Source organism: Bradyrhizobium sp. 6(2017) (assembly GCF_011058295.2).
GTDB lineage: Bacteria > Pseudomonadota > Alphaproteobacteria > Rhizobiales > Xanthobacteraceae > Bradyrhizobium > Bradyrhizobium septentrionale.
On record NZ_CP049289.2, the window covers coordinates 6321643 to 6335649 of the forward strand.

A 14007-nucleotide genomic window follows, 5' to 3' on the forward strand; every position below is an offset into this window, starting at 1 on the left:
GCGGAAGTTCGCACGGAGCAGGACATGCGAATTGTGCCATGTTGTGCCTTGGCGGTGCTCCGTTACAGCGGTCCTGCACGCTAACACACATTCTAATGATCCCGGCGGTCCGTGCCGGCGGAAAACAAAGGGCCGCCCGTGGGCGGCCCTTCTTCCTATGCGCTCTCGGGCGCCTTGAGGCGGACCAGCTTGGTCAGCAGCGCATCGAGGCCCTGGCCCTCGCCGGCATGCAGGTCGATGCGGCCGACCTTCTCGACCAGACGCTCGAGCGACTCCAGCTCCTTGAGCCGCAGCAGCAGAGGGTTCTCCTCCATCAGCTTGGCGGTGTTCAGGAGCGAACGCGTCGCCGCGGTCTCCTCCTGGCGGCGGATCAGGTTGGCCTTCGCCACCCGCTCCGCCTCCACCACCTTGTTGACGAGCTCGCGGATCTCGCCGGGCAGGATCACGTCCTTCACGCCGAGCTCGGTGACCTCGACGCCGGACTCCGCGACACGGCCGCGGACATAGTCGCGAAGCTCATCGTCGAGCGCCGCCTTCGCAGACAGCACCTCGTCCAGCGTGCGGCCGGCCACCGCCTCGCGGATCGCGAACTGCACCAAACGATACAGCCACGCATCCACGTCGGGCACCGCTGCCACGACCCGCTCGGGATCGACGATCCGGCGGAACGCGGTCAGCGTCACGCGCAGCGCGATGCGATCCTTGGTCAGCATCTCCTGCGCCGTGATCTCGACCGCCTGGGGACGCAGGTCGAGGCGCTTGACCTCGATCTTGCGGCCCGCGATCCAGAACGCGTGCCGGCCGGGTGCGAGCCGCTCGACCAGCTTGCCCTCGACGTTGAGCAGGCCGGCCTCGTGGTTCTCGACCACGGCCTCGGTGATGACGCCGGCCCGGTTGGGCTGGATCATCGCCAGATGCCGCGTGGTCACCCGGGGATCGTCGGCCACGTCGATGCGCTCGACGTCGACTGTGGTTGCGACCTTCCAGTAGACGCGCGTCTGCCAGGGCGTCATCAGCTGCACAGGACGGCCGTCGAGGCTGACGATCGCGACCTCGTTCGCCTTGGTCTCGACCGCCTCGAACAGCGCTTCGGCGAGATCAGGGCGCGCGGCCTTGATCACCGCGAAGCGATCCGCGGGGAATTCGCTCCGCACGACACTGAACAGCTCAGCCTTGAGCTGATGCAGGGGATCGAACAGGCGGTGACGTCCGGGCGCGAGCACCTGCTCGAGCCGGCCGTCGCGCGTCAGCAACGCACGCTCGCCATCCTTCACCGTCAACTTGGTCGTCAGGAAATGCCAGGTCATGACACGCCTCCATTGTTGCCATCGGGCCCATGGGCCGGAGAGCGGGTTTCGTTTCGCAAAGGACGTGAGGACGCGAACGCGGCTTCCTGTCAGCCAGGCGGGCCGTGGCTTGAGCTCGCGCGATGACGGGCGCACGCGCGCGTTCGCGCGACATTTGTCGCGCGGCCGAGCGGAGCCACCCGGCATCAGCGCAAGCGGTATCCACCGCGGCGCAAAGCCGGTCTCACAGTGTCTAGGTTCGGACGAAGAGCCTTGCGGCAAGACGGCCGGATTGCGACTGAAGCGCGCGTCCGGTCCCCCTTCAGAGGCATCAGCTTTTCAGGCTGAAACGGTGCGCTTGGAGCGGGAATCGAACCCGCGACCCGATGAGTCTCATTCACCTGCTCTAACCAACTGAGCTATCCTTTGTGAGAAGATCGGATTCGAACCGATACCTTCGGGATTTCATCCCCGATGCTCGCCCATGAGCTTCATCTCGTGGCCTTCATTTCAGCGGAACACGACACCGCAGAGCGGCACGCGCCAGTCGGGATCTCAGAGAGCCCGAACCCATGGCCGAAGCGAAGGAGCGGGCTAATAGACGAAGCACGCCCGGGTTGCAAGAGGGCTGGACGAGATTTTTTCAAGACGAAACGACGCGGCAACACGCGTACCGCAACACATCGTATCGTTCCGAGGCCGCCTCAGCCGCTGTGCGCGACATCCTGAAAGCAGGCACGCAGCCAGTCGATGGTGACGCGCGTCGCCGCATCGCGCTTGAGATGGCTCTGCACCAGCAGCCAGACATCGCGCCGCTTCGGCAGCAGCGTGGCGCGCAGCCGGCGGTCGGTCAGCAAGTCCACGCAACTATGTTCCGGCAGCACGCCGACCGCCTGATGCGACTGGATCAGCGAATGGATGATCCGAACATTGTCGGTGACGCAGCGCGCACGAAGCCGCTTCGCGCGCAGGAACTGCATTTCCGGAATTGCTCCGAGCTCATCGGGATAGGCGCACGTCACCGCTTCCCCCGCTGTCGTCGCGACCGGCTCGAAGAAATACAGCCTGACCTCCGCGAGCTTCGAGATCGAAAAATCGCCCTTGTCCGGCTTGCGCAGCCGGATCGCGAGATCGGCCTCCCAGCGCGAGAATTTTACGTTGTCGCTCGAGGTCAGGAATTGCAGGGTGAGGCCGGGATTGGCGCGCAGCAATTTGCTGGTGCGCGGCGCCAGCACCTCCTCCGCGATCGCATTGGTGGAGGCGATGCGCAGCCGGCCGGCCGGGCCAGGCAGGCTTTCGCCGATCCGGCCGATCTCCTCGGCATGCGCCGCCATCGCCTGGACGTGCGCGAGCACCATTTCGCACTGCCGGGTCGGCCTGCGGACGCCGTCGGCGGCCTCGAACAGACGAACGCCGAGCGCCCGCTCGATCCGCGCCAGCCTGCGGCCGACCGTGGTCTCGTCGATGCGCAGCCGCGCGCTGGCGCCGGCATAGGTGCCCTCGTCCCTGACGGCTGCGATGATGCGAAGGTCGTCCCAGTTCATCGCATCAGGCTACAGCGTGAGCCGGCCGCCTGCAATAACGCAGCCACCGGCTGCAATATCCCTGCACTACGGCAGGCAGCTCCACCGCTATATTTTCGGGGAACACATCTCGTGGAGATCTCAGGATCATGACAGCAGCCAAAACCCTGATGCAGCTTGCCGGCATCGACCTCACCCCGCCCCGCCTCGCGGACAGCTGCCTGGTGCTGATCGATATCCAGAACGAATATCTCGCCGGTCCGCTGGCCCTGCCCGGCGCCAACCCGGCGATCGCACGTGCCGCCGCATTGCTCGCGCACGCGCGAGAAAGCGGCGCCGCGATCTTCCACATCGCGCACCGGGGAAAGCCGGGAAGCCTGTTCGACCGCAGCGCGGAGCGTGGCGCCATCGTCGCGCCGCTGGCGCCGCGGCCGGGCGAGGCCGTGATCGAGAAGGAATTGCCGAACGCGTTCGCGGGCACCGACCTCAACGCGCAGCTTGCCGCGACCGGCCGCAAGGAGCTCGTGCTGGCCGGCTTCATGACGCATATGTGCGTGAGCTCGACCGCCCGCGCCGCGCTCGATCTGGGCTTCCGCACCACCATCGATGCCGACAGCTGCGCCACCCGCGACCTGCCCGACGGCGTCGGCGGCACGATTGCGGCAAAGCTCATTCACGACATCGCGCTCGCCGAACTGTCCGACCGCTTCGCCATCATCGCCCGCGGCAACGCCCTCGCCTGAGACATCAGCCATGCTGCAGCTCTATTTCTGGCCGATGGCCTGCTCGCTCGCCAGCCGGATCGCGCTGATGGAGGCCGGCATCGAGGCGCGCTATCACCTGGTCCATCTCTGGACCAAGAAGGTGTTGGAGGATGACGGCGACTTCCGCGCCGTCTCGCCGAAAGGCGCGGTGCCCGTGCTGGTGCTGGAGAACGGCGAGCGGCTCACCGAAAGCGCGGCGGTGCTGCAATATATTGCGGACCTCAGGCCCGAACTCGGCCTCGCGCCGCCGCCGGGCGACCCGGACCGCTATCGCCTGCAGGAATGGCTGAGCTTCATCGGGACCGAGCTCCACAAGGGATTCCTGTTCCCGACCTTCTGGTACAAGGACGATGCGGCCTTGGCCAAACCGCGCGAACGGATCGGACAGAATGTCGCAATCGTAGCCGCGCATCTCGCCGGCCGGGAATACCTCGTCGGCGAACGCTTCACGGTCGCGGACGCGCATCTGGCGTGGGCATTGACGCTGCTCCGCCCTGCCGGCGTCGATGTCGCGCAATGGCCCGATCTCGCCGGCTATCTCGCGCGGATGCAGGCGCGGCCGCAGGTCAAGGCCGCGATCGGCATCGAGACGCAATTGTGGAAGACAGTGACGGCGTGATCGCAGCGGGCAAGAGCCTCCAGACCCTTCGCTGGAGGGGGTGCCGCGAGAACGCGAAAGCCGCAACGCCCGGCGATGCCGGCGTTTTTGTTTTGGGCAAACCACCTGGGACCCTTCCACAGCGCGCTTACGGGGATGCTTTGCGCAACCTCACGCTGAAGCAGGTGTCTTCTGCTGCTCACAATATCCACATTATGCACAGCACCCCGTAAACATACGTTGGTGTGAGTTGACAATCTAAAAAAAATTCTTCGCGAGAGTCGCAAACCGAACCGACAGTCGCGCTTTCGTTCCGCACAGTAGCGTCGGGACACGATCGAAGCTCAACCAAAATCTGAATCGAACACGGAGCGTCAGCTCTCGTGACGCGAGCGAGCGTTGCGAGCAACGCTTTCGCTTGAGAAGGGGACTGGATCTTGAGTGAAGGTGAAATGAAAGTCAAAGTGAACGATACGAATGTCTTCGGAATGCCGTTGTCGAGCTTTCCGAAGATCGGCTTGCCCGGCGTGATCGGCGATCTTGCCGAGCAGGGTTTTGCCCACGCGCGGGCCGCCTCCGGACGGATGACCGAGGTTTTGGGCGAAACGTATTCGTGCAATGCGCGAGGCGCGACCGACTACGCGCTTAAGGTGATCGAAATCTCCCACGCCAATGCCGTCTCCGCGCTTGATTTCTTCGCCCATCTCCTTGGCAGCAAGTCAGCGGCCGATGTCCTGACCTTGTCCACTGAGCAGGCCCGCAAGGCCTTCGACATGGCATCGGACCAGAACAGGGAATTGTGGGCGCTTGGCCAGAAGCTTGCCACGGAGACAAGTGAGCCGGTCACGAAGCATTTCGCCAAGGTTATCCACCAAGCCGGCTAAAAGAGCGGCACTCAATTCACGTCGAGGATTCGTTTGAGGAGGGATCCGGCCGGTTGGAATAAGCCCAGCGACGAGCATGCAGCCCCCACTGCCCGATGCTCTGTCAAACGCCGCAGGTGCGCGATGCCCCCCAAAGTAGTCGCACCGGCAAATGGGCGCAGTCCAACCGGCCGGTGCTTTCCTGCAAAGAGCAAGAAGCAACATCGAGGAGGCTCACATGGGCATGCTCATGGTCAAATGTCCGCAAACCGGAGACGCAATTTCCACCGGCATCCGGACTGATCGCGAGAGCTTTAGGCGCAGCGCGGTGTTCTTCTCGCGCACCAATTGCCCGTTCTGCCGTACCGATCACGCCTGGTTCGCGCGGGACGCCTGGGTCGATGAGCCGAGCATCCGCGTGCGGCGCCGCGGCGCCGGCTCACCGGCCTGAACGACGACACAGACCATTGATGATCGCGATGGAGGGACGCCATGGCGCGCATGCAGATCGCAACGGAAACATCCACCTGGCTGGTGCAGGCCAAGGACTTTCTCAACGAAGCTCGACGGCTGAAGCCGGGACCGGAGCGCAATGAATTGCGCCAGACGGCGAAGGTGCTGCGCGAGATTGCGAAGCTCGAGACGGCATCCGCCCCCGCACAGAAGCTTGATCGGCGGCGGAGAAGCTGATCGCGCCGCACCGCGCTCACAGCGCGTCGTCCGTTTCGATTTCGGAGATCCGCGGATTGTCGGTTAGGGCTGCCGCGCGAGATCGGGCCTTATTGTCCGAGAAGATCTCCTCGGCTTCGAGACGCATGACGCGATGGCACTCGCACGCCGCCGCCGAGAGCCGCGACCTGTCGATCTCGATCCGGCCTCGTTGATCAGACCTGATCGCGCCGCGCGTGCGCAGATTGCGCATCAAGAGGGTCACGGTCGTTCGTCGCACGCCGAGGATTTGCGACAGCGCCTGCTGGGTCAGCGGCAGGACGTCGCTGTCGACGCGATCGCGGAGCTGGAGCAGCCAGCGCGCCATCCGGGCCTCGACCGGGTGCAGCGCATTGCAGGCGGAGCCGAGCTGGAACTGGATCAGCATCGACCTGATGTGCTTTTGCATCGCCTGCCGGATCGCGGCACTGCGTCCGAAAGCGGCATGAAAGCGCGGCGCGGAAATCCGCGAGGCGGTGCCCACCGCACGAACGACTGCGGTAATACCCGACGGGGACGATCCGAGCACCGAAAGACTGCCCACCGCCCCTTCGCGCCCGACCACGCCGGTCGCAACCGTGCTCCCGTCCGCCATGTCGATCATTAGCGTGATCGCCCCGCTATGAGGGAAGAAGACGTAGTCGATCTCGTCACCGGCTCGCGCCAGGACTGCATCCTGATCGAGCGCGACCGTCTCGAGCTCGGGACCCAGCAGATCCAGGTCCGCTGCCGGCAGTGTTGCGAGAAGGCGATTACCATTTCCGCCAAAAGCACTCACTGGCGGGGACCCAAAGTGAAGCGACACCCAACCAACTCACTCAGACAGGCTCTCAAAAATAAACTCCAAACGCTTGACCGCAAGGCGGAATTTTCTGCAGACAGTACACCGAGAAGTTAGATGCAAATGCGCCGCCGGACGCAACAGCAAAATGCGCACGGCCGAACCGTAGAACTGCGGAACCCAAAAGTTCCAATTTCCGGGCGCGGAAAATGCTACCTTCGATTCCGCGGCGTCAGGCAGCCAGCTGGCGAAATAGGTGCAGGAGTCGTTCAACGATCTGGGCCGAGATCGAGCGTAGTCTGGGGCTTGGCGAACGGAACTATTGAAATGCGACCTCGGCAAAGCTGCGCAGCTTGCGCGAATGCAGCCGCTCGGACTCCTGGTCCTTCAACCTTTCGAGCGCCTTGAGGCCGATCTGAAGATGCTGGCCGACACGCTGGCGATAGAACTCGCTGGCCATGCCGGCGAGCTTGATCTCGCCATGCAGCGGCTTGTCCGAGACGCACAGCAGCGTGCCGTAGGGCACGCGGAAACGATAGCCATTGGCGGCGATCGTCGCCGATTCCATATCAAGCGCGATGGAGCGCGATTGCGACATCCGCCGGATCACCTGCGGTCCGCTGATCTCCCAATTGCGATTGTCGACGCTCGCGACCGTGCCGGTGCGCATCAGCCGCTTGAGCTCGAAGCCGGAAAGTCCCGTCACCTCGCCGACCGCCTCCTCGAGCGCTACCTGCATCTCCGCAAGCGCGGGGATCGGGACCCAGAGCGGCAGCTCGTGATCGAGCACGTGATCCTCGCGGACATAGCCGTGGGCCAGCACGTAGTCGCCGAGCCGCTGCGTGTTGCGCAGCCCCGCGCAATGCCCGATCATCAGCCAGGCATGCGGCCGCAGCACCGCGACGTGATCGGTGATGTTGCGCGCATTGGACGGCCCGATCCCGATATTGATCAGGGTGATGCCGCGATACCCGGGCTCGACCAGATGAAACGCCGGCATCTGCGGCACGCGCTCCGAGGCCGTCCCGCTCACTCCGCCGCCTGCCAGCGCGTTGCGCGTGATCACATTACCGGGCGCGACGAAGGCCTCGAGGCCTGCCTCACCCGAGGCGAGACGCTGCAGGCTCGATTGCGCGAAGGCGTCGACATAGAACTGGTAGTTCGTGAAGATCACGAAGTTCTGGAAATGCTCGGGGTCGGTGCCGGTGTAGTGATAGAGCCGGCGCAGCGAGTAATCGACCCGTGCCGCGCGAAACAGCGCCAGCGGCTCCGGCGTGCCCGGCGTCAGTTCGAACGTCCCGTCGGCGATCGCATCGTCCATCGCGGCGAGATCGGGCGTATCGAACACGTCGCGCAGCGACCTTGTGAACGCCGAGCTGTCGGCGATGCTCAGCGCCGCCTCGATATTGATGTCGCGCCGGTAGGCGAAATGGATCGGTATAGGCTCGTTGGACTCGCCGATCTCGACCGCCACGCCGTGGTTCTTGATCAGGAGCCCGATCTGCTCGGTGAGATAGGTCCGGAAAATATCCGGCCGCGTGATGCTGGTCTCGTGAACGCCGGGCCCCGCGACAAAACCGTAGGCGAGCCGGGAATCCAGCCGCGCATGCGACGAGGTCGTGATGCGCACGAAGGGGTAATGCGCGCGCACCCGCGTCGTGAACGGCACGCCGTTGACATAGGCCTCGAAGCGGCTGCGCAGGAACGCAGTGTTCCGCTCGTAGATCTCTTCGAGGCGGGCAACCGCCGCGCCGGCCTCGACGAACGCTTCGGTCGTGATGGACGGCGGGGTTTCGATGGGAGGTGTGGGAGACATGTCGCCTTGCGCCAGATCCGTGGCCGAGCGTGGACTCACTCCGGATCAGCGCAGTATAGCGACTATGGCATCGAGTTCCAGATCGGCGGCGAGCGCGCCTCGGCGCCGGCCCCCTACTCCGGCCCGCGCGGCGGCAGCGCGCAGATCTCGGACCGGGTCAGGAACCTGCGTTCGCGACCGTTGTCGAGCGAGAACATGCCGCCGCGGCCGGGTACGACGTCGATGATCAGGTCGGTGTGCTTCCAGACGTCATATTGCGAGCCGCTGATATAGAACGGCGCGCCGCCGATCTCGCCGAGCTTGACGTCATAATCGCCGATCAGGAAGTCGCCTTGCGGAAAGCACATCGGCGACGAACCGTCGCAGCAGCCGCCGGACTGGTGAAACAGCACCGGCCCATGATCGGCGACGATCTCGGCAATCAGCTCCAGCGCAGCCGGCGTCGCGGTCACCTTGTCTGCCATCTCGACCTCCGTGATGGGAGCTCCGGCGGGAACACCCCGCCGGAGCCAGTCGCTTGGCCCGCCCCCCCAAAACGAAAGGGAGCAGCATTCCGAGTTCTAGAAGAAGCCGAGCTTCTTCGGGCTGTAGCTCACCAGCATGTTCTTGGTCTGCTGGTAGTGGTCGAGCATCATCTTGTGGTTCTCGCGGCCGACGCCGGACTGCTTGTAGCCGCCGAACGCCGCATGCGCGGGATAGGCGTGGTAGCAATTGGTCCAGACCCGTCCAGCCTGGATGGCGCGGCCGAACCGGTAGCAGCGATTGACATCGCGGCTCCAGATGCCCGCACCGAGGCCATAGAGGGTGTCGTTGGCGATCGAGAGCGCGTCCTCGTCGTTCTTGAAGGTGGTCACGGAAACCACTGGCCCGAAGATCTCCTCCTGGAAGACGCGCATCTTGTTGTGGCCCTTGAACACGGTCGGCTTGACATAGTAGCCGCCCGAGAGCCCGCCGCCGAGATTGTTGCGCTCGCCGCCGGTCAGAACCTGCGCACCTTCCTTCTTGCCGATGTCGATATAGGAGAGAATCTTCTCGAGTTGCTCGGAAGACGCCTGTGCGCCGATCATCGTGGACGGATCGAGCGGGCTGCCTTGCGTGATCGCCTCCACGCGCTTGAGCGCGCGTTCCATGAATTTGTCGTAGATCGATTCCTGGATCAGCGCACGGCTCGGACAGGTGCAGACCTCGCCCTGATTAAGCGCGAACATCACGAAGCCTTCGACCGCCTTGTCGAAGAAATCATCATCTTCCTCTAAAACGTCCTTGAAGAAGATGTTGGGCGATTTGCCGCCGAGTTCGAGCGTCACCGGGATCAGGTTCTGCGAGGCATATTGCATGATCAGCCGGCCTGTCGTGGTCTCGCCGGTGAAGGCGATCTTGGCGATCCGGTTCGATGACGCCAGCGGCTTGCCCGCCTCCAGGCCGAAGCCGTTGACGACGTTCAACACGCCCTTGGGCAGCAGATCGGCGATCAGCTCGAGCAACACCAGGATCGATGCCGGCGTCTGCTCGGCCGGCTTGAGGACGACGCAGTTTCCGGCGGCGAGCGCCGGCGCGAGCTTCCAGACCGCCATCAGGATCGGAAAATTCCAGGGAATGATCTGGCCGACGACGCCGAGCGGCTCGTGGAAGTGATAGGCGACCGTGTCATGGTCGATTTCCGAGATCGAGCCTTCCTGCCCACGGATCGCGCTGGCGAAGTAACGGAAGTGATCGATCGCGAGCGGCATGTCGGCGGCCATCGTCTCACGGATCGGCTTGCCATTGTCCCAGGTCTCGGCGGTGGCGAGCTTTTCGAGATTGGCTTCCATCCGGTCGGCAATCCTGTTGAGGATCAGCGACCGCTCGGCAACGCTGGTCCGGCCCCAGGCCTCCTTGGCCGCATGCGCCGCATCGAGCGCGGCTTCGATGTCGGACGCGTCCGAGCGCGCGATCTCGCAGACCGGAAGTCCGGTCATCGGCGAGATGTTTTCAAAATACTTTCCGGACCGGGGCTCGCGCCATTCGCCGCCAATAAAATTGCCGTAGCGCTTGGCAAATGGCGCCTTGAGCACGGACTGCATGTCAACCTTGTTCATGTGTTCCTCCGTTGGCACGCCGATGCACACGGCGTTGGCCGAAACGCTCGGTCAAATCAGGCAGACAGAACAGGGGCCCGCCCCAACGGCCGCAGGGGAACTGTCGCAAATCTGAGACAGGGTGCGCCGCAAACTGTCCCGGCGCGCGACAAAGTCCGGATGGCTGTTTCGGCCTTTCCCGGCCCAGAGCATGATCCGGAAAAGTGTGTAGCGGTTTTCCGAAAAGATCATGCTGAAAATAGAGCTAAGTGGGATGACGATTCGAAGAAGAGTCATCCCTTTCTAGCGGTGCAGGCCGAGCTGCTTCAGCTTGCGGTGCAATGTCGCGCGGGACATGTCGAGGTCCTTGGCCGCCCTGGACACATTGCCGCCGGCTCGCGCCAGCGCGCGCTGTAAGGCGGCGCGCTCGGCGGCGATCAGGCCGCCGTCGCTGTGCGCCTCACCGATCAGATCGGCCGCCGGCAATGGCCGCGCCAGCGACGCCGCGTTGAGGCCGAGCGCACGGCGCGCGGCCCGCGTTGCGCCGATCACCAGGTCGTCGCGATCGACTGCGAGCAGCGAATTGACGGCGCGCTCGCTCCGCGGCGTCAGCAGAATGCGCGCATCGGGAAACGCCCGACGGAAATTCTCGGCCTCGATCGCGCGCGCAGCATCCGTGACGGTGGTCGCGATTAGCCGGGAAAATCCGTCGGTCAGGTCGGCCCGGCAGGACGACACGTCGAGCGCGGCTGCAAGCTCGCCATGCTCGTCGAAGATCGGCGCGGTGGTGCAGAACAGACCGGAGTTGCGCGTGAAGAAGTGCTGTTCGCGGTCGATCGACAGCGGCCGCTTTTCGACGATGCAGGTGCCGATGCCGTTGGTCCCCTCGTATTTCTCGCTCCAGACCGCCCCGGTCCAGAGCCCCCATGCGTTGAACGTGGCGTCATCGGCGCAGGCGCCGCGCCGGTCGACGACGACGCCGTCACGGTCCGCCAGCAGCACCGAACAGCCAACCCCGCCCACGGCAAGGAACAGCCGGTCCAGCGTGTTCTGGGCCACTTTCAGGAATTCGCCGAGCCGCTGCTGCGCGGCGGCGATGTCAGCCTGGTCGAGACGATAGGACGGCAGGCGGCTCGCCGGATCGAGCGCATGCAGATGGCCGGAACGCCGCCACGACGCCGACAGGTCCGAGGGCGCTCCGCCACCGGCCAGCACGCCGAGAACCTTGTCCGTATGCACGACACCTGGCGACCGGCTCATGCCTCCCTCCCTGCTCCCCCGGGTTCTGCGACCCTCGGGAGCGCGGCGCTGTTGGCCCTGGCACCCTTGTATCCCGCAGGATATAGCGCTGCTAGCAGCCTTTCAAGGGACGGTCATTGCGACGTTCGGACAGGAACCGGCGATGCGCCGGTGGCCCCGTTCCAGGCAGCCGACTGCCGGTTCGGCGCGGGCACCGCGGCATCCCTAGTGGACAACCGTGCCCATCCGCTCCGTCCGGATCTCCCCATCGGGCGATCGGGAGAAATAGATCAGCCCGGCCCGGCCGATGATGTTCTCGAGCGGAATTGTGCCCATCGACCGCATGCGGCTATCCGTGGAATTGTCGCGGTTGTCGCCCAGCATGAAGAACTGACCGGCGGGCACGGTGAAGACGTTCGTGTTGTCGAGAAACGAGTTGTCGATGCAATCGAGCGTTTCGTAGCTCGCGCCGTTCGGCAGGGTCTCGCGCCAGCGCCGCGCACCGGCCTCGCCGCTCGATCCGCAGGGGTCGTCGCCGACGAAATCCGGCATCCGCTCGCGCGCCACGGCCGTCTCATTGATGATAAGCTGCCCGTTGCGCATCTGGATACGATCGCCGGGCAGCCCGACGACGCGCTTGATGTAATCGACGCGATCGTCCTTCGGCAGCCGGAACACCACCACGTCGCCGCGCGCCGGGGATGATCCGAAGATGCGCCCCTCGAACAGTTTTGGCGAGAACGGAAAGGAATAGTGGGTGTAGCCATAAGCGAATTTCGAGACGAAGACATAATCGCCGACCAGCACCGTCGGCATCATCGATCTGGCCGGGATATTGAAGGGCTGAAACAGCAAGGTGCGGAACAGCGGCAGCGACACGAACGGAAGCGCGACGATCACGACCAGCGCGATCAGCAGGATCTTGCCCCAGGGTCGCCGCCGGCCGGTTTCCTGCACGAGTGTCATGCGCCTGCCCTGCGCGAGGATTCACGTCGCCCAGGATAGCCGACGACGGCGGGACAGGCCAAGGGGGCAGCGCCCCGCAGTGAACCGCGCCTACTGAACCCTCGCGAGCACCGCGAGGCGGCGGATGCCCTTGTTGCGATAGGCGTCGAGGAACGCGTAATAGTCCTTGAACGAGACGCAGCCGTTGGAGTCACCGTTCGGGCCGAGCATGAAGGTGTGCGCGAGCAGGCCGTCGCGGTTGAAGATCTTGCCCTCGCCGCCGATCGGATTGAGCCGCAGCGCCGGCACGCCGTGGAAGAGCGCCTCGCGCGGCTTGAGCTCGTAAATGTGCGGCGGCGTCACGCCGACCATCTTCAGATGCGAGGATCTGGGATCGTCGAGCCTGGAGCCGAGGCCCGAATGCGCCTCGAGGCGCGTGCCGTCCGGCAGATACACGGTCCTGGCCGAGATGTCGTAGACCGCAGTCTGGCGGTCATAGGGCGGCGAGCCGCCGAGCATCGGATTCTGGTCCAGCGTCGAGGGGATGCTGCCGGTCACATTGGCATCGGCGGATGCGAAGGAGAGCAGACCGCCGCTCGCCTCGCGCTTGCCCCACAGCTTCTCGACCATGGTCTGCCGCTCGCTCGATGCGATCGACAGCACCGCGGCCTTGGCCCGCGCGGCCATGTCGCGGACGCCGCCGGATTTCGCAGCCTGCCTGGCTTCGGCGGGCTTCGCTTCCTTGGGCTGAACCGTTGCGGAGGGATCGTTGAGCGCCACCTGCAGATTGGCGGCGGCTTCCTTCTTGGCGGTCTCGACCGACTTCGGCGCCGGCAGTGGCTTCGATGTCTCGGCGAGCTTGGCCGAGGCAACGGCCCTCGCCCCTTCGGCGACCTTGGGCGCAGCCGCCTGCTTGATCGGGTCGATCTGCGGCGCGGCGTCGGCCAAGGCGCTGGACGGCACGCTGGAGGCCACGCCCTCGGGCGAGGCGGCCGCAAACCGATCGTTAAACATAAGCGAAGGTGCCGGGGCTTCCGACTTCGCGACCTCGCTCTTGGCGGGAGCCGCCGGTGCCGGCGTCAGGGACGCGAACACCTCGTTGAACGCCGGCGCCGGCCGTGCGGCGACCGCCGCGGGCCGCTTGACCACCGGCGCATCGAACGCCGCATTGTCCACTGATGGGTAGACGCCCGCCGCGAAGATGTTGGCGTAGACGGTCCAGGCGCAGCCAAGCACCAGCCCCGCCACCGCGGCGCTGCCGAGGAAATGCTGTGGGAGGATTTTTCGGGAAGCTTTCTTGCGGCTTGGCGCCCCAAGAACATACGCACTCGCACTCGCACTCGCACTCGTACCCATACGCCCGACGCTCAAAACAGGTCCACCTTTGTCCCTCACTCGACGACAGGTCGAACGGATGTTCGGCTCAA

14 protein-coding genes and 2 tRNA genes are annotated in these 14007 nt (G+C 64.8%); 5 read left to right on the top strand and 11 right to left on the bottom strand.

From position 1 onward, the window contains the following. Positions 1-155: 155 nt before the first annotated feature. The 4 genes from G6P99_RS29870 to G6P99_RS29885 all read right to left on the bottom strand — a co-directional run bounded on the left by G6P99_RS29870 (position 156) and on the right by G6P99_RS29885 (position 2830). The gene (locus tag G6P99_RS29870; protein WP_029081571.1) at positions 156-1307 is read right to left on the bottom strand and encodes an SPFH domain-containing protein; all 1152 of its coding nucleotides are present in this window, start codon (positions 1305-1307) and stop codon (positions 156-158) included. 337 nt (positions 1308-1644) lie between these two features. Beyond that, positions 1645-1711: transfer RNA gene (locus G6P99_RS29875), tRNA-Leu, on the bottom strand. A 3-nt stretch (positions 1712-1714) separates the two neighbouring features. Next, positions 1715-1785: transfer RNA gene (locus G6P99_RS29880), tRNA-Phe, on the bottom strand. Between the two features lie 205 nt (positions 1786-1990). Continuing rightward, positions 1991-2830: a LysR family transcriptional regulator gene (locus G6P99_RS29885; protein WP_029081572.1), complete on the bottom strand. Its 840-nt coding sequence runs from the start codon at positions 2828-2830 to the stop codon at positions 1991-1993. 128 nt (positions 2831-2958) lie between these two features. On the opposite strand from G6P99_RS29885, the gene G6P99_RS29890 reads away from it, so the two are divergent. From G6P99_RS29890 to G6P99_RS29910, 5 genes are all read left to right on the top strand, one after another. Then, positions 2959-3552, top strand: a complete 594-nt coding sequence (locus tag G6P99_RS29890) for a cysteine hydrolase family protein (protein WP_029081573.1) — start codon at positions 2959-2961, stop codon at positions 3550-3552. Positions 3553-3562: 10 nt separating this feature from the next. Beyond that, positions 3563-4192 (top strand): glutathione binding-like protein, encoded by a 630-nt coding sequence (locus G6P99_RS29895; protein ID WP_029081574.1) that lies wholly within the window; start codon positions 3563-3565, stop codon positions 4190-4192. A gap of 416 nt (positions 4193-4608) precedes the next feature. After that, positions 4609-5055, top strand: coding sequence for a phasin family protein (locus G6P99_RS29900; protein ID WP_245284704.1), 447 nt, complete (start codon positions 4609-4611; stop codon positions 5053-5055). A gap of 217 nt (positions 5056-5272) precedes the next feature. Then, positions 5273-5485: a hypothetical protein gene (locus G6P99_RS29905; RefSeq protein ID WP_029081577.1), complete on the top strand. Its 213-nt coding sequence runs from the start codon at positions 5273-5275 to the stop codon at positions 5483-5485. Between the two features lie 41 nt (positions 5486-5526). Then, positions 5527-5724 (top strand): hypothetical protein, encoded by a 198-nt coding sequence (locus G6P99_RS29910; RefSeq protein ID WP_029081578.1) that lies wholly within the window; start codon positions 5527-5529, stop codon positions 5722-5724. A 16-nt stretch (positions 5725-5740) separates the two neighbouring features. On the opposite strand, the gene G6P99_RS29915 is transcribed toward G6P99_RS29910, so the two are convergent. The 7 genes from G6P99_RS29915 to G6P99_RS29945 all read right to left on the bottom strand — a co-directional run bounded on the left by G6P99_RS29915 (position 5741) and on the right by G6P99_RS29945 (position 13828). Continuing rightward, positions 5741-6520, bottom strand: coding sequence for a Crp/Fnr family transcriptional regulator (locus G6P99_RS29915; protein ID WP_051346329.1), 780 nt, complete (start codon positions 6518-6520; stop codon positions 5741-5743). Positions 6521-6842: 322 nt separating this feature from the next. Further along, positions 6843-8339: an AMP nucleosidase gene (locus G6P99_RS29920; protein ID WP_165124415.1), complete on the bottom strand. Its 1497-nt coding sequence runs from the start codon at positions 8337-8339 to the stop codon at positions 6843-6845. A 113-nt stretch (positions 8340-8452) separates the two neighbouring features. After that, positions 8453-8803 (bottom strand): DUF779 domain-containing protein, encoded by a 351-nt coding sequence (locus G6P99_RS29925; RefSeq protein WP_035976969.1) that lies wholly within the window; start codon positions 8801-8803, stop codon positions 8453-8455. 96 nt (positions 8804-8899) lie between these two features. Next, positions 8900-10417, bottom strand: a complete 1518-nt coding sequence (gene adh, locus G6P99_RS29930; protein WP_029081582.1) for an aldehyde dehydrogenase — start codon at positions 10415-10417, stop codon at positions 8900-8902. Between the two features lie 282 nt (positions 10418-10699). Continuing rightward, entirely contained in the window at positions 10700-11656 is a 957-nt protein-coding gene (locus G6P99_RS29935; RefSeq protein WP_029081583.1) for a GAF domain-containing protein, read from the bottom strand. A gap of 204 nt (positions 11657-11860) precedes the next feature. Further along, positions 11861-12601 (bottom strand): signal peptidase I, encoded by a 741-nt coding sequence (lepB, locus tag G6P99_RS29940; RefSeq protein ID WP_051346331.1) that lies wholly within the window; start codon positions 12599-12601, stop codon positions 11861-11863. A 90-nt stretch (positions 12602-12691) separates the two neighbouring features. Beyond that, on the bottom strand, positions 12692-13828 hold the full coding sequence (locus G6P99_RS29945) for a tlde1 domain-containing protein (RefSeq protein ID WP_029081584.1): 1137 nt from the start codon (positions 13826-13828) through the stop codon (positions 12692-12694). Between the last annotated feature and the right edge of the window lie 179 nt (positions 13829-14007).